At 45.5% G+C, this 21,854-nt stretch carries 33 protein-coding genes; 27 read left to right on the top strand and 6 right to left on the bottom strand.

Annotation, left to right across the window (positions count from 1 at the left end):
• Positions 1–50: 50 nt before the first annotated feature.
• A complete protein-coding gene (locus ACGF7G_RS05800; RefSeq protein ID WP_387464143.1) occupies positions 51–398 on the bottom strand; it encodes a DUF2511 domain-containing protein in 348 nt (115 codons plus the stop codon).
• A gap of 145 nt (positions 399–543) precedes the next feature.
• Entirely contained in the window at positions 544–906 is a 363-nt protein-coding gene (locus tag ACGF7G_RS05795) for a helix-turn-helix domain-containing protein (RefSeq protein ID WP_387464142.1), read from the bottom strand.
• 60 nt (positions 907–966) lie between these two features.
• Here ACGF7G_RS05795 and ACGF7G_RS05790 point away from each other — a divergent pair, with 60 nt between their 5' ends.
• Complete coding sequence (locus ACGF7G_RS05790) at positions 967–1,176, top strand: hypothetical protein (RefSeq protein WP_387464141.1); 210 nt, start codon at positions 967–969, stop codon at positions 1,174–1,176.
• A gap of 9 nt (positions 1,177–1,185) precedes the next feature.
• On the top strand, positions 1,186–1,389 hold the full coding sequence (locus ACGF7G_RS05785) for a DNA-binding protein (RefSeq protein ID WP_387464139.1): 204 nt from the start codon (positions 1,186–1,188) through the stop codon (positions 1,387–1,389).
• A 404-nt stretch (positions 1,390–1,793) separates the two neighbouring features.
• Here ACGF7G_RS05785 and ACGF7G_RS05780 read toward each other — a convergent pair whose 3' ends face one another.
• Positions 1,794–2,069, bottom strand: a complete 276-nt coding sequence (locus ACGF7G_RS05780) for a hypothetical protein (RefSeq protein ID WP_387464137.1) — start codon at positions 2,067–2,069, stop codon at positions 1,794–1,796.
• Between the two features lie 36 nt (positions 2,070–2,105).
• Here ACGF7G_RS05780 and ACGF7G_RS05775 point away from each other — a divergent pair, with 36 nt between their 5' ends.
• The 10 genes from ACGF7G_RS05775 (at position 2,106) to ACGF7G_RS05730 (ending at position 9,211) form a co-directional block, all read left to right on the top strand.
• Positions 2,106–2,333 (top strand): hypothetical protein, encoded by a 228-nt coding sequence (locus ACGF7G_RS05775; RefSeq protein WP_387464135.1) that lies wholly within the window; start codon positions 2,106–2,108, stop codon positions 2,331–2,333.
• 4 nt (positions 2,334–2,337) lie between these two features.
• Positions 2,338–2,943, top strand: a complete 606-nt coding sequence (locus ACGF7G_RS05770; protein ID WP_387464133.1) for a hypothetical protein — start codon at positions 2,338–2,340, stop codon at positions 2,941–2,943.
• A gap of 166 nt (positions 2,944–3,109) precedes the next feature.
• Positions 3,110–3,454 (top strand): DUF5347 family protein, encoded by a 345-nt coding sequence (locus tag ACGF7G_RS05765; RefSeq protein ID WP_387464131.1) that lies wholly within the window; start codon positions 3,110–3,112, stop codon positions 3,452–3,454.
• 67 nt (positions 3,455–3,521) lie between these two features.
• Positions 3,522–3,776, top strand: coding sequence for a DUF2732 family protein (locus tag ACGF7G_RS05760; RefSeq protein ID WP_387464129.1), 255 nt, complete (start codon positions 3,522–3,524; stop codon positions 3,774–3,776).
• Positions 3,769–3,993: a TraR/DksA family transcriptional regulator gene (locus ACGF7G_RS05755; protein ID WP_387464127.1), complete on the top strand. Its 225-nt coding sequence runs from the start codon at positions 3,769–3,771 to the stop codon at positions 3,991–3,993. The genes ACGF7G_RS05760 and ACGF7G_RS05755 overlap by 8 nt, the downstream gene beginning before the upstream one ends.
• Positions 3,990–4,754 (top strand): DNA cytosine methyltransferase, encoded by a 765-nt coding sequence (locus ACGF7G_RS05750; protein WP_387464226.1) that lies wholly within the window; start codon positions 3,990–3,992, stop codon positions 4,752–4,754. Before ACGF7G_RS05755 ends, ACGF7G_RS05750 begins: the two co-directional genes overlap by 4 nt.
• A complete protein-coding gene (locus tag ACGF7G_RS05745) occupies positions 4,747–5,553 on the top strand; it encodes a DNA adenine methylase (RefSeq protein WP_387464125.1) in 807 nt (268 codons plus the stop codon). The genes ACGF7G_RS05750 and ACGF7G_RS05745 overlap by 8 nt, the downstream gene beginning before the upstream one ends.
• Positions 5,546–8,002: a replication endonuclease gene (locus tag ACGF7G_RS05740; protein WP_387464124.1), complete on the top strand. Its 2,457-nt coding sequence runs from the start codon at positions 5,546–5,548 to the stop codon at positions 8,000–8,002. Before ACGF7G_RS05745 ends, ACGF7G_RS05740 begins: the two co-directional genes overlap by 8 nt.
• A gap of 220 nt (positions 8,003–8,222) precedes the next feature.
• Complete coding sequence (locus ACGF7G_RS05735; RefSeq protein ID WP_387464122.1) at positions 8,223–8,411, top strand: multidrug ABC transporter ATPase; 189 nt, start codon at positions 8,223–8,225, stop codon at positions 8,409–8,411.
• Positions 8,408–9,211: a hypothetical protein gene (locus ACGF7G_RS05730; RefSeq protein WP_387464120.1), complete on the top strand. Its 804-nt coding sequence runs from the start codon at positions 8,408–8,410 to the stop codon at positions 9,209–9,211. Before ACGF7G_RS05735 ends, ACGF7G_RS05730 begins: the two co-directional genes overlap by 4 nt.
• Before the next feature lie 84 nt (positions 9,212–9,295).
• Here the strand turns inward: ACGF7G_RS05730 and ACGF7G_RS05725 are convergent, their stop codons facing one another.
• From ACGF7G_RS05725 to ACGF7G_RS05715, 3 genes are all read right to left on the bottom strand, one after another.
• Positions 9,296–9,487, bottom strand: a complete 192-nt coding sequence (locus ACGF7G_RS05725) for a hypothetical protein (RefSeq protein WP_387464119.1) — start codon at positions 9,485–9,487, stop codon at positions 9,296–9,298.
• A 119-nt stretch (positions 9,488–9,606) separates the two neighbouring features.
• Positions 9,607–10,638, bottom strand: a complete 1,032-nt coding sequence (locus tag ACGF7G_RS05720; protein WP_387464117.1) for a phage portal protein — start codon at positions 10,636–10,638, stop codon at positions 9,607–9,609.
• A gap of 4 nt (positions 10,639–10,642) precedes the next feature.
• Positions 10,643–12,364, bottom strand: coding sequence for a terminase large subunit domain-containing protein (locus tag ACGF7G_RS05715; RefSeq protein WP_387464116.1), 1,722 nt, complete (start codon positions 12,362–12,364; stop codon positions 10,643–10,645).
• Positions 12,365–12,514: 150 nt separating this feature from the next.
• On the opposite strand from ACGF7G_RS05715, the gene ACGF7G_RS05710 reads away from it, so the two are divergent.
• The 15 genes from ACGF7G_RS05710 to ACGF7G_RS05640 form a co-directional block, all read left to right on the top strand.
• Positions 12,515–13,357 (top strand): GPO family capsid scaffolding protein, encoded by an 843-nt coding sequence (locus tag ACGF7G_RS05710; protein ID WP_387464115.1) that lies wholly within the window; start codon positions 12,515–12,517, stop codon positions 13,355–13,357.
• A gap of 31 nt (positions 13,358–13,388) precedes the next feature.
• Positions 13,389–14,438, top strand: a complete 1,050-nt coding sequence (locus ACGF7G_RS05705; protein WP_387464113.1) for a phage major capsid protein, P2 family — start codon at positions 13,389–13,391, stop codon at positions 14,436–14,438.
• Positions 14,410–15,339: a phage terminase small subunit gene (gene gpM / locus ACGF7G_RS05700; protein WP_387464111.1), complete on the top strand. Its 930-nt coding sequence runs from the start codon at positions 14,410–14,412 to the stop codon at positions 15,337–15,339. Before ACGF7G_RS05705 ends, gpM begins: the two co-directional genes overlap by 29 nt.
• Positions 15,340–15,436: 97 nt before the next feature.
• A complete protein-coding gene (locus ACGF7G_RS05695) occupies positions 15,437–15,934 on the top strand; it encodes a head completion/stabilization protein (RefSeq protein WP_387464110.1) in 498 nt (165 codons plus the stop codon).
• Complete coding sequence (locus tag ACGF7G_RS05690; RefSeq protein WP_387464108.1) at positions 15,934–16,134, top strand: tail protein X; 201 nt, start codon at positions 15,934–15,936, stop codon at positions 16,132–16,134. Before ACGF7G_RS05695 ends, ACGF7G_RS05690 begins: the two co-directional genes overlap by 1 nt.
• Before the next feature lie 55 nt (positions 16,135–16,189).
• Complete coding sequence (locus ACGF7G_RS05685) at positions 16,190–16,507, top strand: phage holin, lambda family (protein WP_387464106.1); 318 nt, start codon at positions 16,190–16,192, stop codon at positions 16,505–16,507.
• Positions 16,504–16,917 (top strand): structural protein, encoded by a 414-nt coding sequence (locus ACGF7G_RS05680; RefSeq protein ID WP_387464105.1) that lies wholly within the window; start codon positions 16,504–16,506, stop codon positions 16,915–16,917. Before ACGF7G_RS05685 ends, ACGF7G_RS05680 begins: the two co-directional genes overlap by 4 nt.
• Positions 16,918–16,923: 6 nt before the next feature.
• Positions 16,924–17,376, top strand: coding sequence for a lysis protein (locus tag ACGF7G_RS05675; protein ID WP_387464104.1), 453 nt, complete (start codon positions 16,924–16,926; stop codon positions 17,374–17,376).
• An 11-nt stretch (positions 17,377–17,387) separates the two neighbouring features.
• The gene (locus tag ACGF7G_RS05670) at positions 17,388–17,846 is read left to right on the top strand and encodes a phage tail protein (protein WP_387464102.1); all 459 of its coding nucleotides are present in this window, start codon (positions 17,388–17,390) and stop codon (positions 17,844–17,846) included.
• Complete coding sequence (locus ACGF7G_RS05665) at positions 17,843–18,478, top strand: phage virion morphogenesis protein (RefSeq protein ID WP_387464100.1); 636 nt, start codon at positions 17,843–17,845, stop codon at positions 18,476–18,478. Before ACGF7G_RS05670 ends, ACGF7G_RS05665 begins: the two co-directional genes overlap by 4 nt.
• Positions 18,479–18,480: 2 nt before the next feature.
• Positions 18,481–19,110 carry a phage baseplate assembly protein V gene (locus ACGF7G_RS05660; RefSeq protein WP_387464099.1) on the top strand — a complete coding sequence of 210 codons (630 nt, stop codon included), beginning with the start codon at positions 18,481–18,483 and terminating at the stop codon, positions 19,108–19,110.
• Positions 19,107–19,445: a GPW/gp25 family protein gene (locus tag ACGF7G_RS05655; protein WP_387464097.1), complete on the top strand. Its 339-nt coding sequence runs from the start codon at positions 19,107–19,109 to the stop codon at positions 19,443–19,445. Before ACGF7G_RS05660 ends, ACGF7G_RS05655 begins: the two co-directional genes overlap by 4 nt.
• A 4-nt stretch (positions 19,446–19,449) precedes the next feature.
• Positions 19,450–20,358 carry a baseplate J/gp47 family protein gene (locus tag ACGF7G_RS05650; protein WP_387464095.1) on the top strand — a complete coding sequence of 303 codons (909 nt, stop codon included), beginning with the start codon at positions 19,450–19,452 and terminating at the stop codon, positions 20,356–20,358.
• A complete protein-coding gene (locus ACGF7G_RS05645) occupies positions 20,351–20,959 on the top strand; it encodes a phage tail protein I (RefSeq protein ID WP_387464094.1) in 609 nt (202 codons plus the stop codon). Before ACGF7G_RS05650 ends, ACGF7G_RS05645 begins: the two co-directional genes overlap by 8 nt.
• Positions 20,956–21,854, top strand: an 899-nt coding sequence (locus ACGF7G_RS05640; RefSeq protein WP_387464092.1) for a phage tail protein, incomplete at its 3' end; no start/stop codon positions are given. The genes ACGF7G_RS05645 and ACGF7G_RS05640, both read left to right, overlap by 4 nt.

Raw genomic sequence — 21,854 nt, 5'->3', positions numbered from 1 at the left:
TTATCTCCTAAGTTAATCAACAGCGTTTAATAATGCTGTTGATATTGCAATCACTTATTGCAAAGTTCTAATGCGGCATCAATAAAAGGTCCCAAGCTTATTTTTGCTCCGGGCATGTGTGGATTATCTTTCCAGTAATCTGAATTGTTGATGTCTTCTGCTGGATACTTCCCTTTTCTAGCTAATGTATGGGCTAAACCAGTCATCGCATACACTCGATTTGTGTCTAGATCCATGATAAAGGCACCGCCATAAATACACTGTAATTGTGCTTCGTTACTATTGAACGCCCATTCATCACCATATTCATCTTTAGTAATACCCTTAAAAGGCACTGCAAAAGCGACAGATGATAAAGTTAATAATAAACAACTAAGAGTGAATTTTTTGATTTTCATTTGTTGGTATCCTTTTATTGAGGTTTTCTGGTAATAGATATATAAAGCAATTAGAGTGATGAATATTTACGGCCATAATTTAGCAAAATCATAGGGCTAATTTAGAAGTCAGTGGTTGTAAGGCGAATCACAATCAGAAAGTTAATCATCCTACTTCTTTTTTGGGCTTTGACTGCGCGAACGAATCGCTAACCGCCTGCATATTTAACTGTGCCGCGCTGTCCATCGCACGATAATTTTCTATTAGCTTCTGTTCCTCGTTTGTTATGTTTGTTTGAGGGCAGCGCTTCCCTGTAAGTACATATGAGATATCTATACCAAATCTCTCGCCAAGAAGAGTAATTGTTGCTGCATCAGGCATTGTTTCTCCTCTCTCATATTTTCCCCAAGTGCGTGTAGAGATACCAAAAGCAGATGCTACAGCTTCTTGGCTATTACCTGTTTTTTCTCTTTCTTCGCGCAATCTGGCACCAATTAGGAATAATAATGCCTCTTTTGTTGTTGACATAAGAATAAAACTTCCTTAGATTGTGTTGTACAGGAACTTAGTGGATCACAATATATCATTATGAATATGAAACAAGTCAAGCATGTTCAACGATCACGTATTCCTAGGGGATTTGTATCAAAAAATCCTGTACCGATACGTCTTTCCCCTGATGAGCGTCGAGAGCTGGAAATGCTTGCTGAGAAAGAAGGTCGCTCACTTTCTAGTATGGCGAGAATTGTTCATCTTGCCGGAATGGTAGCTATTGAGTCTGAACTTCAAGCGGATTAAAGAGGCGATATGCAAAACATTACAATAAATATCAGCGTTCCTGTTCCGTATGTATCAATTGATGAATACTCACGTTTAAGTGGTATCCCTGTAGATACATGTAGGGGAATGGTCAATGATGGCCGAATTATTATTAGGCCAAAGCAACAACCAAAAGAAAAAATCGAAGTAAATTTAATAGCAATGTTGAAGGATGCCATTAAAAATAGCTGAGGTGATCATGATAAATCACACAAATCTCATTCTAAAACCGGTCAGAAATCACATAGAGAGTTATGGCGCTTTTGCAATTATCCGGCTGCCGAGAAATAAGATTAATCAAACAACATGTTACCAAATTAATGATGGCGAATATTCTTACGGCAAGTTTAATTCAAAAGAACAAGCCATGAGCCAAATTAGGCAGTTATATAGGAGCAGGCAATGAAATGTTTAATGTTTCAGCATAACAAAAAGACCATTTTAGTTATTAAAAGCGATATTGCTTATAGCTATCCGGTTTCGTCATTAAGTTGTTTATGCATCATCATGAATAATGGAAAGAAATATAACGCCACCAATGTTGTATCAGTATCTATTGAAAACATTAATGGCGAATTTTTGTTAACAGAGCAACGTTAACGAACAGGGATTAATTCTTGGACCTGCTCAGCTTCTTCAATGCATTGTTCAATGTACTCTTGATGTCCGTAATGCGTATCTGTGTGGATGGGTATTTTTTTTAAATGATTTCTAATGGTTGTATCAAACGGAGAAAAATTTTTGATGGAAGATACCGATAGTTCAGACATTAACGCTATTAGGAGAGCTTTATGAATGTTTAATTGTTCTTGAAGATTTGAAATTTGTTCGTGTAATGACTCAATTTCTTTTCTTTCATGCTCGTTTAACATTGTTGCACCTTCTTAGTTATTGAGAGGATTAATAATATGTATCATATACCAAAATATCCACAGTCGGAATTGTCAAATTTAAAATTATTATCCCCCATTGAACGCGCCGATTTTCATTTAACAATCGTGCGCAGAATAACCGATGTCCTGCAATATGCGGGAGACAACACTCCGTTATCTCTTTCTGATGTGGCTGCAATCTTTGAATCATTCATGAAGATCAGCACGGGTGAAAATTATAAGCTTGTTAATATAGAGGGTTAATAATATGTCTACTATGTCAAAGCATCAATTTGCTAAATTAATGGCTGAATATGCACAAGATGCAATTAAATCGCGTAAACCGTGGTTGCTGTGGCATGTATCATATGACAGCGGCAAAATGTGGCATGATCTTTACGGCCATCCGCAATGGGTTGTCGGCTGGGAATATCGTCGCAAACCCGAACCGGTAGAATCAGATGCAAGTAAAAAACATGTGCACGCACAATTGATGATGCAATATGCACAAGATGCTATGAAGTCTGATGAACCGTGGAAGAGGTGGGAATTTTTTTTTGAAGCACCCGGTCAGGGCTGGGAGCAGTGCAAACATAATCCTGACTGGACTAAAAAATTTAAATATCGTCGCAAACCAGAAATAATCACTGTCGGTTCTGTGAGTTTTCCAAAGCCAATAAGTGAAGCCCCTGCTCTCGACACTTTATGTTATATTGTTGCTATATGCAGTAATATTAATATTCATAGTATTACTTGGCATAATGGTTCACCAATATTTAGAACTTTATTAAAGCAAGGCCTTATTCATTTAACAGAAGAAGCCGCTCAGCAACATGTAGAAGCATTAATTAAGATAAATAAGGGAGAATTCTAATGAACTCATTAGAAAAGATGTCGCACAAGTATAAGTTGACGGGTGCTGATTTTAAATCACCAAAGCCGACAGACGGTTTATTTTATCCGTTCGTTCTGTTGTGTGTTGCATCAGCGATTATTTTCTTACTGAAATAAAGCTTTCCTATATTTTACATGGGGGAATTATGGCAAACACAGAAGCCTTTCGCTTTGCTGAAATAGCGCTGGGAAACCGGGCCAATGCACTCAACAAGCTATCAGCAATACGACACCAGCATTGGGGCAATAATGATAAAGGGTTGGGTGAGTTTATTTCAGTCATGCGCGACAAGTGGGAGTGGCCCAATAATTTCCCGTTTAACCAACAGGTTCTGACGGCTATTTTTAATCTGGCTAATATTCCCGAAGAGCGACACGATATTAGCTTTAATGATTTTACGCTTGATGAGAAAGAATCATTAGTACGAACCATTAATCATTTAAAAGTCGTGGCAAGTTTATTTCCAGAACGGCTACCTATGCCACGTTAATTGATGATTAATTTTTAATGGCGTAAACCCGCCCGGCCTTTTATTACCTAAATAAAGGAAAATCAAAATGAAAAATATCGAAAAGAGAAATATAAAAGTAGGTGGAACAGTTCCAAAATATAAAGAAAGCACTTTATTGGAATTGCTCAACGCCGCACGCACAGACGAGCGGCAATGCTGCGCGGCTCGCTTCTCTGCCCGTCTTGTCAAACTCTCAACACGCATTCTTAAGCATAAGCTTGATTATGCTGATACTTCTCTCTTGTTAACCAGCGAAGCGCAAGAAATAGAACGTCAGGCGGAGGAATTGAACAATGCCTGATTTCATGGATTTAATTCAACAACGGCAAGCAGAAGCACTGGACCGGCAGATAAGAGGTATTACTGACCGCCAAATCGGTATCTCTGTTTTTAAGTGTGACGACTGCGGCAGTGCTATTTCAGAAGAACGCAGAAGAGCCATTACCGGAGTGACTCGCTGTATGACATGCCAGTCAATTCTTGAGCTTAAAAATAAACACTACGCAGGTGGGTGCTGATGAGCACAGCTTATTACAACGAGATAGATCCATTTGCTGCGCAGTGGCTCAGGAATTTAATTGCGGCTGGTCATATAGCGCCGGGCGATGTTGATGAACGCTCAATAGAGGATGTTAAACCAAATGATTTGCAGGGATTCACTCAGTGTCACTTTTTTGCCGGGATCGGAGTCTGGAGTTATGCCCTCCGGCGTGCAGGATGGCCGGACGACAAACAAGTCTGGACAGGTTCGTGTCCTTGTCAACCTTTCAGCAGCGCAGGCAAAAAAGAAGGGGTTGCTGATGAGCGGCACCTCTGGCCGGCCTTTTTTCATCTCATCAGCCAGTGCAGACCTGGCGTTGTGTTTGGTGAGCAGGTTGCAAGTAAAAACGGCCTTGCTTGGTTCGACATTGTACAAGCTGACTTGGAAACAGAGAATTACGCCAGCGCAGCGGTCGATCTCTGCGCTGCGAGCGTCGGCGCGGCGCACATCAGGCAACGGCTGTTTTTCTGCGCTACCAACACCAATGGCACGCGATTACCGCGGGCGTATGAGCATGAAAAACCTAGAGAAGCGGAAATTACATCGGCGTGGAGTGAATTTACAAGAATTCATGCAACGGCAGATTGGAAGACCTGGTTATCTCAATCCGGAAATCCCGCGCTTGTTGATGGGTCTGCCGGCCGAGTGGGACGAACACGCGCCTACGGCAATGCGATTTGTGCGCCCGTCGCGCAAGTATTCATAAGATCATATATAGAGTGTTACTCAAATGAATAAAACCATTCTGAAATGGGCTGGCTCAAAAGTCCGCGTCATGAATAAGTTATTACCGCATTTGCCAGCCGGAAAACGGCTGGTAGAGCCATTTGCGGGTTCATGCTCGGTAATGATGAATACCGATTATGACGAATATTTGATTGCTGATATTAATTCAGACCTGATTAATATGTATCAGCAAATTAAAAATGATGTTGAGTTATTTTTAGAGCTCTCACGAGACTTTTTTAAGTTTTATAATAATGAGCATGGATTTTATCTTGTGAGAGACAAGTTTAACTCAGAATTGCCAGAATGTCGTTCCCCGCTTATTCGCGCGGTCTGGTTTTTATACCTGAATCGTCATTGCTTCAATGGCTTATGCAGATATAACAAAAGTGGTCATTTTAATGCGACATTTGGTAAATACAAATCGGTGTATTTTCCAGAAAATGAAATTCGCGCATTTGCTGAAAAAGCGCAGCGAGCAACGTTTATTTGCACTGATTGGAAAGAGACATTGCAGCTTGTCAAAGCTGATGATGTTGTCTATTGCGATCCGCCCTATTTTGATAAATTCACTAGGTACTACGGTAATCATTTCAGCGTTAGTGAACAGCATGAATTGACTGATGCGTTAATCATATTACATAACGAATCGGGTAATTCTATTGTTGTATCAAACAGCGTGGAGGCAAAAAGTATTTATAAAAGTTTTGATATTACAGAAATTACAGCTCAACGTTCTATTGCCGCATCAGGCAATAGCAGAAAGCCCGCGACAGAGATTATTGCTATTTTGCGGTGCGCTAATGTCTGAAACTGAAACTCAATGGGCCTTTCCGTGGAATGAACCTCGCCCGGCGATAGCGTCACCTTATATTGATATTGATAATGTTTTGTCATCAAAGGGTGAAATGACGTCCGGGCATCCACATGTGAAAAAGTATCTCACCCGCTTAATCGAGCGGGATTTACTGCACAGCCAGGTCTTAACGCCCGCTCAACAAGAATCTCGCCGCCGATTTGCTTTGCAAGAGAAACAGGCTTATGAAGAAAGCCGCCACTCGTGGCAGGAAACTGCCGCGGGTGTTGAGTCTTACTTAAACGAACAGCCGCATTTTATTAAATCGTATTTTCAGAAAAAAATAATCTGGCTGCGAAAAAATCGCGGTATTAAACACAGCAATGCATTTTTATTGGGAACAGTTAAGAGTGCATTGCTGCGTTTAGATACGGTCAGAGAAAAGCAAGGCGTCAAGCCTTACTGTGAACTCGCTGCTTATTACCAGGGCGTTTATCGCCATTTGGCAGAAATGAACAAGCGTCGGGTTAAGTCACTTGCAAACGAAATCGCGGCCCGCGTCAATGAAATGTTTTGCACTGAAACAGAAAATGAAAAGGGTGAAACTAACGATATATCTAAAGCTGATCTGTTGCTTGTATACCGTAATTTGGCCGCCGAAGTTTATTCCCTGCAAATTATCCCACCCGGCTGGTCACAGCTGAAGTCCGATCCCTGCAAACAGGATGACGCCATAGATTTAACACCGGCTTTTTCAGCTATCTTAAGAATGATTAATCCGGAGTGGTGGGAGCGTCAATTGTGGCGACTGCGTTGTGACTGGCGAGAAAGTCAGTTACGCGCCGCAAATCAGGTGAACAAAAAGGCCCATCCCTACTTAAGTTACGAAGCGGTATCAGACTGGCAGGAACAACGTCGCCGCAATACCGAGTTCTTTAAAGCGCATGATTTGGTTGATGAAGACGGTAACGTGGTTTCATTAGAAAGCATGGTTTATGCCAGTATCAGTAATCCGGTTTTGCGTCGGCACGAATTGATGACACGAATGCAAGGCATTGAGTTTGTCGCGCAGGAACGTGGAGACGTCGGTGTTTTTTATACGATCACTTGCCCGTCCAAGTATCACGCCAACAATCACAGCGGCCATGCTAACCCCAAATGGAACCATTCAACGCCCGTTCAGGCTCAACATTATTTACGCAAAGTGTGGGCCAATATTGGTTCAAAACTGGATCGTGACGGGCTGAGGGTTTACGGTTTTCGAGTTGTAGAACCTCACCATGACAGCACCCCGCATTGGCATTTATTGCTGTTTATGCGCCCGGATGAGCGTAAAGCCATCACGGATATTATGCGCAGCTATGCCATTAAAGAAGACCGGCAAGAACTGGGTAAACGCACAAGCGCCCGGTTTACGGCCAAAAAACTTGATCCGAAAAAAGGCAGCGCTACCGCTTACGTGGCTAAGTACATTTCGAAAAATATCGACGGTTACGCACTGGATGGCGAGCGTGACAAAGAAACGGGTAAGCCACTAAAAGAGACGGCCAAATTCGCGATGGCGTGGGCGTCACGTTATCGCATTCGTCAGTACCAGGCTATCGGTACGCCGCCTATCACTGTCTGGCGTGAACTGAGAAAACTCAGCAATCAATTGACGTCAGTATTGAAAATTTCGGGCGAGTTTAAGCGCGGGCAGGCACTGTTAAGCGATCCGCTGATGGATGCTGTCACGGCGGCCGCTGATGTCGGATGCTTTGCTTCGTACATCATGAAACAAGGCGGCGTGCTAATCCCGCGTAAAGATTACGCGGTTCATCTTGCGTATCAGCAAAATGATGAACCCAACGCTTATGGTGAAAACGTCGATAAGATTTATGGTATTTATTCGCCACGGTTGGGCGAAGATTCACGCGTATGTACCCGGGTTACAAAATGGAAAATTGTTTCTAAGAAGAATATTAATCACAACGCCGACGCTGATTCGGGTTCAGTGGGTTTGTCTTTTGGGTCTTTGTCTTTTAGCGGCCCCGCCGCCCCTTGGAGTTCTGTCAATAACTCTCCGGTGGTTCAAAATTCAAGCAAAATTAAGCGAGAAATTGACAGACATTACGATGATTTATTGGTGAATGAATTTCATCAAAACTACCCGATGATGCATTTTGATGAAAAAGTGAAGCGGATTTATGAGTCGGCAGCACTCAATAACATCGAAATGGACGATTTTTTAGCCCGCTCATTACTTGATGGAGGAAATATTATCGTCAATGACGAACATTATTGCTTATCTATGTTTGGTTATTTGCAGAAAGAAACCAAGCAACATAGAAAAAGCGTAAAAGCAATCATGAATAGGTTAAATGATAAATTGGGTAGCAATATCAATCTTAACGATATCTTTCATGATCCTAAGGGACATCACTCTGCCATGTTAAAAAACATTGGTCACGGTGCGTTGTTGTAAATTACTTAACATAATGATTATGACCGTAAAAATTGACCAAATTAGCCCATTTGCTACGGGCTGTTTTTTGCATTAAACGGTGAATAAGTTATGCTTAAAGAAGCAAAAAAGACGTTAACGAGCTAAAATGAACTTAACTGTCTTGTTGTTGTCTAATGTCATATAAGCTCTATTGAGTTGTGTACGTATATGATTTATTTGAAAATAGGAGGTAATTATTATGTCATTTGCATTAGATCCGACAGAACGCCTCGCCCGGGTTCTGAAAGAAAATAAGAAAAAATTTGCGGTAAGTAAAGATGGCTATGTCTCTATTGACTTGAATAATAAAGAAGTGATTTCTGAGATAAAGCAACGGTTTGAAAAGTTTGAAGAAATGGAACACAGTTTTGTACAGGGCGGTAAATGAACACGATACTTATCGCAATCATACTTATTAGTGGTTACATTTACGTCAATTTATCATTATCAGCAAGATATAAATATAAGCGTTCCGAGGGTTGGGACGCTTATTTTTTTGTCGCCACGTGGGGTGTCGTGTTTGTTTTTGGGGCCTGGCTCCTTTGCTCATTTCTGAGCGTAACTGGCTTGTTTCACTGGCTGGTCAATTCAATACTGCATTGTTTGGGTTGGAAAGCCGATATTTTCCAGCAATTTTTTCCGATTTCTTTCGAAAAAAACAATAATCATCTTAAGGAGTTAAAGGTTACGGTCTGGGGATTGGTATCGATTGGCCTTGCAAGTCTCTTCGGATATCTGAGCAAGCGTAAAACAGAAAAAGGTGATCGTCGGTTCGACGCGTTGGCTCGCGCCGTGGGGAACAACCCTGTTGAGAATATGTTGATGGAAGCTTCTGTCAGGCAATTTCCGGTTATTGTCACTTTAAGTTCAAGAAAATTCTATGTCGGGATTGTATCATGTCCGGCTTTTGAACATGGCGATTGTCATCATATAGAGTTGTTACCACTGTGGAGCGGTTATCGTGATAAAGACACACTAACGATCAACATAACAACTAACTATCGTCGCCATTATATTGAGAGTATCGGCGGGCTTGCGTTAAGTGATTTTCGAACGCTTATCGATAAAAGTGTAATAGAATCAATATCTTTTTTTGATCCTCACACTTACTCTATTTTTAAACAGCACGAAGAATATGACAAGCAAGCATGTAAATCACTCGATCACAACTTTCAGCCGCGAAAATAGTCACCGCATAGCATAAATAGAGAGATAAATTAGGTTGCAATCGCAGCCTTTTATTTTCTTGATTACCGCTTAATATTCTTAAATTTATCTCACAAATTCCTTGCACAAATCTGCATAATTTTGCACAATAATCACCACTCCAGCGATCCCTTCCCGCACCAATCCCAGCAAGACTTCATCCCCTCCGCACAATTGCACAAAAACGCCCCCTTTTTGCGTGCGGGCGAGGCGGGGGACAGCTCGCGCGTTGAGGGGCGCTAAAGAGATGTTGTTCATTACTACCGCTTTGAGCCTAGCTGACGCGCTGAGCGTTGATTTCACGGTGGGTATTTGTTCGGGGTATTTAAAAGAAAGGCGCTTCACATAGAAGCGCTGAGGGTGTTTGGTGGGATGGATTAATCTGTTTGAGCCAAGGCGTAAGGGTTGAAGCGAAGCACTTCGATGCCTAACCACTCGTTAAGCTGTTTCATTCTTTCCATAATTGGATACAGTTCGTTGATAGCAAAGACTTTTGCGACTTTCTCAATATCGCCGAAGCCACCCACATTATCAGGCTTCCCTCCCATTAGTTGATAGGGAACGCGGTGTGCATCAAGCATATCGCCGCGCGTAACCTCTTTGATGCCGGTAAACTCGTCTTTAGCCGCAATTTGGCTGAATGGGAGGATTTGCAGACCATCCTTTTTCCCGCCCGCCGCGTAGACAAACAGGTTCTTGAACGCGCCCCCGCCGCGCGCGTTTCTCAATGACTGTTTTAATTTTTCAACGTCTTTACTGTTAGCAATGGGATCGGTCAAATAAACAATGACACCGGCGTGACTCCCGTTAATGTAATAGTTGCGGCGAAACAGGGTGGCTTCCCCATTCAGCATCGCCGAATGCAATACAGCCATGTATTCCGGGGTGCCATAAATTTCTTGATGAATGCTGCGTGATCGGAGGTGAAACACAGAGCCCGGCTGAAAAGCATGGTCTTCCGCATAGTACGTGACAAACCAGTATTGATCCAAGTCTTCACCACGCCGTGTGTATTTAGCCAGCGAATGTTTAAGCGCAAGCGGCTGTCCGAGCCGATTCTTTATCAGCTCTAAGTAGGCATTGCCGAAGACCAAAAAATCAAAAATAAATGCTTCGGTATCTTCCCGTTTCAACAACGGGTGAGGCTCAACACAGCCCATGATCACATTACGTTTAAACATGATTGGCGACTGGTGATGTACTGCAATATCAAACATGCGCGCCAGTCCATAGGGATCAATTGGCGGTTCATAGTAGCGGCCATTTTTTGCGCATTCCATACAATCCAGCAAGTCGCACTGACTGGTGACGGGTGAAGCATCGCCAAACGAGAACGATTCTACCCCCTTAATGGCGGTTGTTTGCTCCGCCGTGGATCGGGTGCGGTGATTATTGCGCTTGCGACTCATTAAGTTAATACTCCTCCACAAAGCTATCATCAATGCCCCCGGCGTCGCTGCCGAGTGGCTCGTTAAGCAGGGCGTGCATACAGGCCCAGGCGAGATCGCCGTGGTTGCTGCCATTGGTACGGTCAGATTCATAAGAAACTTGACCGCCCGGGGTGATAAATTTACGTACCGTCATAAATGAGCGGACCAGCTCCTGACCGAATCCGGCGTCATACTCCAGCCGGCCCGCGCGGATTACTAGCTGTGCTTTCATGACTAGCGCCCGCTTAAGGGCCGGGGTATAGATGTGTTTCTCTGCTGCGGGGAAAAACTTGATGACTAACTGATGAACCGCGTCACCCACGCCGGTTGCATCAATGCCGATATGCTGCACGTTGTAACGTGTGGTTAGCGCCTTGATCACGTCGGCTTGTTCTTCAAACTCCATCCCCCGTAGTTGAATAGTTTCAACCACCCGAAATTTACCGCCTGGCACTGCTGGCGGTGCAACAACGGTTAATCCTGCGCTGTCGCCATTGCCGCCACCGCCATTTGGATCATAGCCAACCCATACCGGGCGATTGCCCAGCGGTCGCGGCGCGTAAGGGTTCCAGTCTGCCCAGACATCCTGGTTATACCCATCTACACCACTGTTGATTAGAGCGTTGTAGTTGAACGCACGCTCGCCTTTGGCTACAAACCGGCAGCGGTACAGGTTTTCATAATCTTCCGGGCTATTTTCGTCTTTGATTTCATCAGGATCGATAAGATTGAAGCCTTGGGCGATAGCGTCGTCAATGGTGACAATCTGACGCCACATTCTATCCCCGCACAACTTGCCCTGTTTTAATGCTTCGTGAGTGGTATTAAACTCAACACGCTGATCTTTCGGACGCGATTTGTTGTAAAAGTCCCCGGTCCAGAACGGGTAGGCTTCATGTTCTTCGCTTGATGGGGTAGAGAAATAAGTACGGCGTAGCCCAATATGCGATGCCATACCCGCCGCTACTTTGCGTAAATTTAGAAAATTAGATACCCAAAAAGCTTCATCAAAATACAAGTTGCCCGTGTAGGATTGGGCAGTCGCCGCCGATGTGCCCAAGAAGTACAGCACTGCGCCATTGCTCAAGATAATGGTATCGCCGCCTTTCAGCTCGACCCCAATTTGACGCGCCAGGAATTGAATAAAGCGCTTAAAGGTCATTGCTTGTGCTCGGCTGGCGGAAAGGAATATCTGATTCGTGCCGGTTTCCAATGCATCAAGCAGCGCCTCCCGCGCAAAGTACCAACTCGCACCGATTTGACGACTTTTCAAGATAAAACGGTTACGCTGCCGGCGCTGCCTATACCAGCCATGTTGATGTTCATACAACGAATCAAGCACCAGTGCCCGCAACTCAGCGATCTGCTCTGGCGTGAAGTGGTTTTTGGGCGTTTTCTTCTGTGTCGCTTTTTCCTGAGTCTTTTTCTCATCATGCGAAAAGCGATCAAGCTGACGACCAAGAATATCAATCACTTTTGCATCATGCGCGGTAATATCCGCCCCTTTCTCAACAATGCGCAAATACTGCACGTCAAGACGTTCTTTTATACGCTGCAACGGTGGGGTTTTGTCCCATTCATCACGCCGGCGCCAGGAATAGAGCGTGTTCGCGTTCACTCCCAGCCGGCAGGCAATCTGAGGAATGCTATAAGCTTGCCAATACAGGCTTTTTGCTTCGTCGCGGGTGTCGATAATCTGTTTCATAAACACAAGGCTATCGCGCCCGCGCGTATCGGAATATCAGTGTGGATTGTCGCAAGTGCGCGACAGAGGGAAGGTTTTGCCAGCCCCGCCGCAAGTGTTGATCATAGGGGTATCAGGTAAACACCCTATTTACACACCGGAGCATTAACTATGCCGAAGTCAAAATTTTTTCGGGTAGCCGTTGAAGGCGGTACAACAGACGGACGGGAGCTAAAACGCCAGGATATTATTGATATGGCGGAAACTTACGATCCCGCCGTGTACGGTGCCCGCGTCAATATTGAGCACATTAAATCTATGCTCCCGGATGGACCCTTTAAAATTCAAGGTGATGTGACCGCCGCGCGTTACAGCGAGATAACAGATGGGCCACTCAAGGGAAAACTGGCGTTAGAGGTCCAAATCGATCCGACTGCCGAGCTGGTTGACACTAATCGCGCACGGCAAAAAGTTTACTCTTCTGTCGAAATGCATCCGGCCCTACCGGCAACCGGTCGCCCTTATCTTTGCGGCCTGGCCGTAACAGATAATCCGGCCAGCCTGGGCACTGAAATGCTGAAATTTTGCAGTCAGCAGCCAGTCAATCCTTACGCATCACGCAAGAGTTTTCCGGAAGCGCTTTTCTCTGCCGTAGAAGAAACTTTTATCGAATTTGAAGGACAAGCTGTACAGCAAAGCGAAAATGGTAAAGCGTTTTTCTCCCGTATCACTGAGCTGTTAACGGGCAGCAGTAAGCGCTTTAGTCAGGAAACCGGAGAACTGCGCGATGCAGTGACGCTGATTGCTGAGACTCAGCGCGATACGCTGAACAAGCTGGAAAAATACCAAGCCCTTGAGTGTGACCACCGGAAGTTGATCCAGGATTTCGGCAAGCTACAGAGCGATTTCACTGCGCTGCAAACCCAACTCGAAACGCAACCGAACAACTACAGCCAGCGGCCAACGGCTATTGGTCACTCCGGTAAACCTACTGGTGACTTAGCAGATTGCTAACAACGCGATAATCAATAAGCAGGAAACAAACATGAGAAACGAAACCCGCGAGAAATGGGATCAGTATATTGAACGCCAGGCGGAGTTAAATGGTATTACTCCCGCCGCCGTCACCAAGCATTTCAGCATTGAGCCGTCTGTCGCGCAAAGACTGGAAGATAATGCGCAGCAATCGAGCGATTTTCTTCAAAAAATCAACATTGTGGGTGTACCGGAGCAAGAAGGCGAAAAAATCGGTCTGGGTATCAATGGCCCGTTGGCATCAACCAACGACTCAACCAGCGACCGCCGCGAGCCGCGCTCGGTGCATACACTTGAAAATAATGGCTATCGCTGTGAAAAAACCAACACGGACACGTTTATCAGCTATCCAAAGTTAGACATGTGGTCAAAGTTCAGGGATTTTCAAGCACGCATCACTAATCAAATCATCCGCCGCCGTGCGCTCGATCGTATTGCAGTCGGTTTTAACGGCACTCATCGCGCCGCTAAATCAGATTTGAAAACAAACCCGCTTTTGCAGGATGTTAATATTGGCTGGCTTGAGCAGTATCGCAAAAATGCGCCGCAACGTGTCATGAAGAATGTCACTGTCACCAGTCGTGACGATGAAAATAAAATTATCGCAAAAGGTGACTACGGTAACTTGGATTCATTGGGCTTCGACGCCGCTAATAGTTTATTGGATGAGTGGCACAAGGGATCGTCTGAATTGGTTGTTATTTGTGGTCGCACTATTGTCACAAGTAAAGAGTTTGCGATCATCAATGCCATTAGCGCAGAGAACCCTAACTCAGAAGCCCTAGCCGGTAAGCTGTTGATTGCTAATAAATCGATCGCCAACATGCCGACGTATATTGCCCCGTTCTTTCCTGACGGAACGATGTTTATTACGCCATTTAGCAACCTGTCAATATATTGGCATGATGGAAAGCATCGCCGAATGATTAAAGAAGAGCCGGAGCTAAACCGTGTCGCAACTTACGAATCATCAAACGACGCGTATGTTATTGAAGATTATGGCTTTGGTTGCGTGATTGAAGGTATCACATTTGCGAAATCTGCGGGCCCGGGCGCATAAGTTAGGCGGCCCGATATTTGATATTTTGTGGGGTAATATCATGCTGACACCAGCACAGAGACATTTTCAAAACGTGATGGCCCAACGACGCGGCACACAGGCTAACGCCAGTGATTTTACTGCTTATGAACAGATGTTGCACCGGCTGCGGCTTGACAAAGTGAAACTGAAAAGCATTCAGTCGAAAACAGTGAAAGCCGCCGTCAAACAAAGTCTGATTGGCAGTTACCAAGGCTGGATTGACGGTGTATTGAGTGCAGACACCGGCCAATCCGATGACGTGATTACGACTTTGATGATATGGAATATTGATGCCGGCAACCTTGATGATGCCTTGCGTATTGCTGAGTATGTTCTGCGCCATAAGTTGAATATGCCAGATAAGTTCGAGCGAACTCCCGCTACAGCTTTGGTTGATGAAATTTGCGATCCGGTACTGGTTGCATTCAACCGTGATCCGCGTATCGCACCGATTGACGTCTCATTGCTATTGCGCCTTGATGCCATGACCAACGCGGAAGATATGCCGGACCCGGTACGCGCTAAACTGTTTAAAGCGATCGGCTACAGCCTGCGCCTTGACTCACAGGCGCTGGGATCAGCCCTCGCTTATCTTCAGCAGGCGATCACGTTGTTTGGCAAAATCGGCGTTAAACGCGACATTGAACTGCTACAACGCGCCATCAAGAGTACGCAAGAGCCGGACACAAATAATGATAACTCAGAGTCCGCGACTGAGCTCGTTGCCGCTATCGCGCAGGAACAGCAGGAGGCAGTCGCCTCATCGCCGGAAAGCGCTGCCACTACACGCCGTACCGGCGTTAAAAAAACTGCCGCTGCACCTAGACCGCGAGCAACCCGTCAGACTAAAACCAGTGCTGGCAAGAAAACTGCGCAGTAACAGAATGTGCCCCGCGCACCAGGCGGCATAGCATAGCCGGATGGTTTCTCTGTTTCGTCTATGCTGTCCACCGCCTGCCTTATGAGGAGTGAGTTGCATGACTGGCTTAAGAGCCCCGAAGGAAATTACCCCGACTTCCGCCCCCCAGGAAGACATCAACGATGGCGGGTCTGTAGTCACCTCCGGGGCATTCTGGCCGGATATCAAGCTCGCAGATTTGCGCCGGGCTATGCGCTTGGACGGTACCGTGACAACTGACCGGCTGATGCACGCCGCTTCTGAGGCAGCACTCAATGCTAACAGCCAGCTTGACGCCTGGCGCGAAAAGCAGGAAGCCGATGGGTTTATTTCGCTGATGACGGTGCCGGCCCCGGCAATTAATGGTACCACTGCGTTAGTCTTTCGTTATCACCGCGCCGTGTATTGCTTTGCTAAAGCGTTGCTGACTGAGGGTTATCGTGACATTGATACGACGCGCCAAGGTGAAAAGCACGCTCAGGCGCTCAGTACGCAAATAGATGATTTGTGGCGCGATGGGCAACACGCTATTCGAGATATTTTGGGACGTCATCGCATGATAGCGGAGTTGGTTTAATGGAAGTGAAAGCGCTCCAGGGTGACACGGTTGATCTGATTTGCCAGCGCTATTACGGACGTACTCAAGGTGTTGTTGAAACTGTATTAAGCGCTAATAACGCTATTTGCAACACGACGTTACTGTCTGCCGGTCAGCTTGTTATCTTACCCGATTTTGCACCACAGGCACACGACACTATCGTTCAATTGTGGGATTAAATTAAGCACACCGGGCTGTACAACTTAGGGAGCCTGTTTAAGGAAAGGATGATACATGAAAAATCAGCCTGACATCTTTTTTCAGTTATGGGAGTGGCTGCTATCAGTTAGAGAACAAGGTATAGGGGCCGCACTGGCCGCCGCAATGGCTTATCTCAGAGGTCGATATAACGGCGGTAAATTCTGGACAACCATTATGGACGCCATTATGTGTGCCATGATCGCCTGGTTTATCCGTGATGTGCTGGATTTCTTTGGTATGAGCACGGATTTGGCTTACATCGGCAGCGTCATTATTGGTTACCTTGGTACCGACTTTTTCGGCCAATTAATGCGCGGAACGTTAAATAATAAAGCGGGGATAAAAGAATGAGTATGACCAGAGGAATTCGAAATAATAATCCCGGTAATATCGAATATAACCGTTTCAATGACTGGCGAGGGCAATTGCAATATAACCCACTGATTGAAGATAGATTTTGTCGATTTGAAACCCCGGAATATGGCATTCGGGCATTGATTAAAATTATTCAGAATTACAATCGCAAATATGGAATCAATACAGTCAACGGCATTATTTCACGATGGGCACCCTCTAGTGAAAATAATACCGATGCTTATATAAGTCGGGTTTGTAAAGATACAGGAATGACCCGCGGTCAGGTTGTTGATGTATTTAATCAAGTATTCATGGCAAAACTGATTAAATCCATTATTAACATGGAAAACGGTAGTCAGCCTTATAGCCCTGCGGTTATTGATAAAGCCTTTTCCCTTTTGTAGGGCGATATGATGAAGTTTAACTCTCATGGTTACACAGTGATTGCGCTGGCGCTTGTCTGTCTTATTGCTTATTACTATCGAAGTCAATATACAGACCAGCTTAATACAAGCCTCAGGCTGCAAAACGAGTTGCTGGAACAACAGAATGAAATCGTTAATCAGCAGGAGAAAATAAAGCGCCTGTCTGAGCTAGATAATCAAAATGTAAAGGAGCTTGCTCATGCGAAATCTGAAATTGATGCTCTTCACAATGATGTTGCCGCTGGTCGTCGCCGGTTGCGTATCACGGCCACCTGTCATCAAGGCAAAACCGATTCCTCCGGCAGCATGGGCCATGCAGGAACCCCACGACTTAACCCGGCAACTGAGCAAGATTATTTCGATTTCCGAAGAATGATTGTTGAGAACGAGCAACAAATAAAATACTTGCAAGAATATATCAAAACCCAGTGCCAGTAATGGGGGAAAATATGCTGAAAACAAAACTGATGAGAGACATCATCACAAAACACAATCCCTTTTTTATTCAAAATCCAGACAGATTGGAAGTGTATGTTACTGAGGGGAATCTGATAGCCACCGGAACGACTTCACCGTCATTTTTGTATCAGTATAAGTTGCATGTGCTGGCACTTGATTACCCTCATTCTCTCGATAGTCTCAGTATTCCGGTTCTTGAGTGGGCGCGTCGGCATCAACCTGACTTGTTGTTTAATCCCAATCAACGTACAGATGGCATTAAATTTGACGCCGATATCTTAAGTGAGGGTACCGCAGATATTTTATTTGTATTACGAACAACTGAACGTGTCATTGTTCAAACAGAAAACGAACAATTGACAGCACAACATCTTGATGAACCCCCTTATCCCTCCGCCAGTCTTAAAAATCCTTGGGACATACTGATGAATGGGAACGTACAGCAATGACGAAAAATAATTCACTGTTCGTTGCGCTTGATAATGAACTGCAAAAATTAATCAGCACAACAAAACCGGCATACCGTCGTAGGCTGGCTAACAAGCTGGCAAAAGCGATCCGCGCTGACCAGCAAAAGCGTATCCGTAGTCAAAAAAATGCGGATGGTACCGCTTATGAGCCACGCCGCCGCCGTGTATTGCGCTCGCAGAAAGGGATTAAATTTTTGTACCAAGGGGATGTGCGCACGCTGAAAAACTGGCGGGCAACCCGTGGCCGGCGTGGACGCATGATTACCGGCTTTGATGAAGAACGTAACGCAGTACGCTCATTTTATCGCAGCGGCATAGAGCGTTATCTGGAGATCAATCACAGTGAAGTGAAAAAAACATCAAGTCGCCGTGATCCGATGTTCCGGCGATTGAGAACCGCCCGTTTTCTTAAGTCAAGTGCATCATCAGCCGCCGCTGTTGTCGGCTTTCAGGGCCGAGCTGCGGCGATTGCCAGGCAACATCAGTACGGTTTGGAAGGCAGTATTAACGCGCTGGCAGAAACGAAGTATCCGCAGCGTCAATTATTGGGTCTCACACCATATGAACGGTTACAACTGATTGAATTAATTTATCATGACTTAGTGGGGTAGTTATGACATTAGCCGAATTACACCGACTATTAACAAATATTATCCGCGTCGGTTTGGTCACGGATGTTGATCTCATTGGTCATCGTTGCAGAGTACAAACCGGCGACTTAAAAACGGACTGGTTGCCCTGGCTGACACTACGTGCAGGTCATTCTCGTACATGGTGGGCACCCAGTGTTGGCGAACAGGTTTTATTGCTTGCCATTGGTGGAGAGTTGACTACTGCTTTTGTCTTACCGGCTGTTTATTCTGATCAGTTTCCAGCGCCATCCGTTTCTACCGAAGCTGTTCATATTGCTTTCCCTGATGGGGCGGTAATGGAATATGAACCCGCGATCAGCGCCTTACAAGTAACCGGTATTAAAACCGCAACAGTGAATGCTTCCAGTTCTGTTCACGTCACTGCGCCAGAAATTACTTGTACCGCAAGCAGTCAAATTACACTTGATACGCCTCACGTCATTTGTACCCACTTACTGACAACAGCCGGTTTAGTCGTACAAAAAGGCGGGAAAATGACTGGAAATATTGAACATAGCGGCGGGCAATTTAGCTCTAATGGTGTGATTGTAGATTCCCATAAGCACACTGGCGTCAGATCAGGCGGTGACACATCAGGGGGGCCGGTATGAAGTATCTGGGTATGAACAAACAAACAGGCCGCAGCATGACAGATATTGAACACGTTCGTCAGAGCATCACCGATATTTTGATGACGGCTATCGGTGCTCGCGTTATGCGCCGTGAATACGGTTCATTGCTACCAGCGTTGATTGATCAGCCGCAGAATCCGGCTTTGCGTCTAAAAATTATGAGTGCTTGTTATATGGCAATCATGCGTTGGGAACCCCGCGTGCGACTGACAACAATTACATTTCAGCGTACAGAAGCGGGAGAAATGCACGTTGAGATAACCGGCGTTCATATTAATGGCAATGATTTAGCGATAGCTATTCCTGTGAGGTAAAACAATGCCGACCATTGACTTGAGTCAATTGCCGCCACCTGATGTGGTTGAGCCACTGGATTATGAAAGCCTATTGGCTGAACGTAAAGCCAAATTAATATCTCTTTATCCCGAAGAGCAGCGTGCAGCAATCACTCGTACGCTTGAGTTGGAATCTGAGCCAATTGTGAAATTACTACAAGAGAATGCTTATCGGGAATTGTTGCTACGTCAACGCGTGAATGAAGCCGCCCGCGCGGTAATGGTAGCCTATGCAACGGGTAGCGATTTAGATCAGTTGGGCGCGAATAACAATGTCACGCGCCTCGTATTGCAACATGCCGATAATGACGCCGTTCCGCCCATCCCCGCTGTCATGGAATCCGATAACGATTTCCGGGTACGCATTCCGCAGGCGTTCGAGGGGTTAAGCGTCGCCGGGCCTGTTGCGTCTTATGAATATCATGCCCGTAGCGCCGATGGCCGTGTTGCTGATGCATCGGCTATCAGTCCGTCACCTGCCAATGTCACTGTGACTATTATGTCGCGGGAAAATAATGGTGTTGCTTCACAAGATTTACTGGATAAAGTCGCCGCAGCACTGAATGACGAGAATGTTCGCCCCGTTGCTGACCGACTGGTCGTTCAATCAGCTAAAGTTGTTGAATATCAGATTGACGCCGTGCTCTATCTCTATCCTACGCCGGAGTCTGAACCAATTCGCATCGCGGCCGAGCAGCAAATGAAACGCTATACAGAAACCCAACATCGACTGGGGCGTGATATTCGGTTATCTGCCATCTATGCCGCGTTGCATGTTGAAGGGGTGCAACGTGTGGAATTGAAATCACCCACTCATGATGTTGTTTTAGATAAAACCCAGGTGTCATTTTGTACTGACGCAAAACTAAATGTTGGGGGTTCTGATGAATGACCGCCTGTTACCAATAGGTTCTACGGTTTTGGAGATGGCGGCGGCTAGTGCGTGCTCACAATTGCAAAATGTTCCGGTACCACTACGTCAACTCTGGGATCCTGATACTTGCCCGGTGGAGTTATTGCCTTATCTCGCGTGGGCATGGTCAGTTGATCGCTGGGATATGGACTGGCCGGAGAGTACTAAACGCGAGTCAATCAAGGCGTCGATGTTTGTTCATAAGCACAAGGGAACAATAGGTGCTATCCGCCGTGTGGTGGAGCCATTCGGTTATCTCATTCGTGTTACCGAATGGTGGCAAACCAATGATGAGCCCGGCACGTTCCGTCTGGATATTGGCGTACTAGAAACTGGCATTACTGAGGAAACTTATCAAGAGCTTGAGCGGTTGATTTTTGATGCTAAACCCGCTTCACGGCATCTGGCGGGAATGTCTATCCAGTTAGAAACCAAAGGAGTGACTTGTTGCGCGGTCACTACTTACAGCGGTGACACATTAACAGTTTATCCCTATTTACTAAAAGAAGTTACTGTATCCGGTGCCGCATTTACCGCCGCAGCAGTACATGTGATTGATAACGTGAGGATCGAATCATGAGTACCAAGTATTTTGCACTGTTAACACGATTGGGTGCGGATAAACTGGCGAACGCTGCCGCATTAGGTACAAAAATTGAAATTACCCACATGGCCGTGGGGGATGGTGGCGGGTATCTGCCGACACCGGATACGGCACAAGTAAAGCTGGTTAATGAGCGACGCAGGGCGGCCATTAATACATTGAGCATTGATCCTAAAAATACCAACCAAATTATTGCTGAGCAGATAATCCCCGAAAACGAGGGCGGTTGGTGGATTCGGGAAATTGGCCTGTTTGATAAAGATGGCGTGTTGGTTGCTGTTGGAAACTGCGCGGAGACGTACAAACCACAATTGCAAGAAGGTTCCGGCCGTACTCAAACCATCCGTATGATCCTGATTGTCAGTAGTGCCGATTCAGTGACGCTGAAAGTTGATCCGTCTGTGGTGCTGGCAACACGTGAGTATGTCGATAAAAACACGATTGAAGTGAAATCTTACGGCGATAATGCATTGAAAGCCCATCTTGCAGCCAGTGACCCACACAAACAATACTTATTGAAAAAAGATTTACCGCCGATCCCTAATGCTACTTTATCGCAAAAAGGTGTTACTCAGCTAAGCAGCGCGACAAATAGCAGTAGCGAAATTTATGCTGCAACCCCGAAGGCCGTTAAGGCGGCGTATGACTTGGCAAGTGTCGCGGACAATAACGCTAATGGCCGAGTGCCTGCTAGCCGTAATGTGAACGGGAAGGCGCTTTCCTCTGATATTACTTTGAATGCAAGTGATGTAGGGGCGTATACGAAAGGGGAAACCGATTCACGTGTAAATGAGGCCCAATCACTTGCGAACACAGCAAACCAGAATGCAGTCAATGCCAACACCAATGCCAACACCAAACTCTCGAAATC

Source organism: Photorhabdus sp. RM323S, from assembly GCF_042879375.1.
Lineage (GTDB): Bacteria > Pseudomonadota > Gammaproteobacteria > Enterobacterales > Enterobacteriaceae > Photorhabdus > Photorhabdus tasmaniensis.
Note: the sequence above shows the minus strand (reverse complement) of the source record. Positions and strands in the feature narration are given on the sequence as shown.

Excerpts from the sequence above, each read along its gene's own strand:
- ACGF7G_RS05690 (WP_387464108.1), top strand. The coding sequence starts at position 15,934 with ATGGAAGTGAAAGCGCTCCAGGGTGACACGGTTGATCTGATTTGCCAG.
- ACGF7G_RS05645 (WP_387464094.1), top strand. The coding sequence starts at position 20,351 with ATGAATGACCGCCTGTTACCAATAGGTTCTACGGTTTTGGAGATGGCG.
- ACGF7G_RS05735 (WP_387464122.1), top strand. The coding sequence starts at position 8,223 with ATGTCATTTGCATTAGATCCGACAGAACGCCTCGCCCGGGTTCTGAAA.
- ACGF7G_RS05695 (WP_387464110.1), top strand. The coding sequence starts at position 15,437 with ATGACTGGCTTAAGAGCCCCGAAGGAAATTACCCCGACTTCCGCCCCC.
- ACGF7G_RS05800 (WP_387464143.1), bottom strand. The coding sequence starts at position 398 with ATGAAAATCAAAAAATTCACTCTTAGTTGTTTATTATTAACTTTATCA.
- ACGF7G_RS05670 (WP_387464102.1), top strand. The coding sequence starts at position 17,388 with ATGCTGAAAACAAAACTGATGAGAGACATCATCACAAAACACAATCCC.
- ACGF7G_RS05705 (WP_387464113.1), top strand. The coding sequence starts at position 13,389 with ATGAGAAACGAAACCCGCGAGAAATGGGATCAGTATATTGAACGCCAG.
- ACGF7G_RS05675 (WP_387464104.1), top strand. The coding sequence starts at position 16,924 with ATGATGAAGTTTAACTCTCATGGTTACACAGTGATTGCGCTGGCGCTT.
- ACGF7G_RS05765 (WP_387464131.1), top strand. The coding sequence starts at position 3,110 with ATGGCAAACACAGAAGCCTTTCGCTTTGCTGAAATAGCGCTGGGAAAC.
- ACGF7G_RS05680 (WP_387464105.1), top strand. The coding sequence starts at position 16,504 with ATGAGTATGACCAGAGGAATTCGAAATAATAATCCCGGTAATATCGAA.
- ACGF7G_RS05780 (WP_387464137.1), bottom strand. The coding sequence starts at position 2,069 with ATGTTAAACGAGCATGAAAGAAAAGAAATTGAGTCATTACACGAACAA.
- ACGF7G_RS05710 (WP_387464115.1), top strand. The coding sequence starts at position 12,515 with ATGCCGAAGTCAAAATTTTTTCGGGTAGCCGTTGAAGGCGGTACAACA.
- ACGF7G_RS05745 (WP_387464125.1), top strand. The coding sequence starts at position 4,747 with ATGAATAAAACCATTCTGAAATGGGCTGGCTCAAAAGTCCGCGTCATG.
- ACGF7G_RS05755 (WP_387464127.1), top strand. The coding sequence starts at position 3,769 with ATGCCTGATTTCATGGATTTAATTCAACAACGGCAAGCAGAAGCACTG.
- ACGF7G_RS05760 (WP_387464129.1), top strand. The coding sequence starts at position 3,522 with ATGAAAAATATCGAAAAGAGAAATATAAAAGTAGGTGGAACAGTTCCA.
- ACGF7G_RS05770 (WP_387464133.1), top strand. The coding sequence starts at position 2,338 with ATGTCTACTATGTCAAAGCATCAATTTGCTAAATTAATGGCTGAATAT.
- ACGF7G_RS05665 (WP_387464100.1), top strand. The coding sequence starts at position 17,843 with ATGACGAAAAATAATTCACTGTTCGTTGCGCTTGATAATGAACTGCAA.
- ACGF7G_RS05660 (WP_387464099.1), top strand. The coding sequence starts at position 18,481 with ATGACATTAGCCGAATTACACCGACTATTAACAAATATTATCCGCGTC.
- ACGF7G_RS05715 (WP_387464116.1), bottom strand. The coding sequence starts at position 12,364 with ATGAAACAGATTATCGACACCCGCGACGAAGCAAAAAGCCTGTATTGG.
- ACGF7G_RS05795 (WP_387464142.1), bottom strand. The coding sequence starts at position 906 with ATGTCAACAACAAAAGAGGCATTATTATTCCTAATTGGTGCCAGATTG.
- ACGF7G_RS05740 (WP_387464124.1), top strand. The coding sequence starts at position 5,546 with ATGTCTGAAACTGAAACTCAATGGGCCTTTCCGTGGAATGAACCTCGC.
- ACGF7G_RS05650 (WP_387464095.1), top strand. The coding sequence starts at position 19,450 with ATGCCGACCATTGACTTGAGTCAATTGCCGCCACCTGATGTGGTTGAG.
- ACGF7G_RS05685 (WP_387464106.1), top strand. The coding sequence starts at position 16,190 with ATGAAAAATCAGCCTGACATCTTTTTTCAGTTATGGGAGTGGCTGCTA.
- ACGF7G_RS05790 (WP_387464141.1), top strand. The coding sequence starts at position 967 with ATGAATATGAAACAAGTCAAGCATGTTCAACGATCACGTATTCCTAGG.
- ACGF7G_RS05775 (WP_387464135.1), top strand. The coding sequence starts at position 2,106 with ATGTATCATATACCAAAATATCCACAGTCGGAATTGTCAAATTTAAAA.
- ACGF7G_RS05720 (WP_387464117.1), bottom strand. The coding sequence starts at position 10,638 with ATGAGTCGCAAGCGCAATAATCACCGCACCCGATCCACGGCGGAGCAA.
- ACGF7G_RS05730 (WP_387464120.1), top strand. The coding sequence starts at position 8,408 with ATGAACACGATACTTATCGCAATCATACTTATTAGTGGTTACATTTAC.
- ACGF7G_RS05655 (WP_387464097.1), top strand. The coding sequence starts at position 19,107 with ATGAAGTATCTGGGTATGAACAAACAAACAGGCCGCAGCATGACAGAT.
- ACGF7G_RS05725 (WP_387464119.1), bottom strand. The coding sequence starts at position 9,487 with ATGAACAACATCTCTTTAGCGCCCCTCAACGCGCGAGCTGTCCCCCGC.
- ACGF7G_RS05785 (WP_387464139.1), top strand. The coding sequence starts at position 1,186 with ATGCAAAACATTACAATAAATATCAGCGTTCCTGTTCCGTATGTATCA.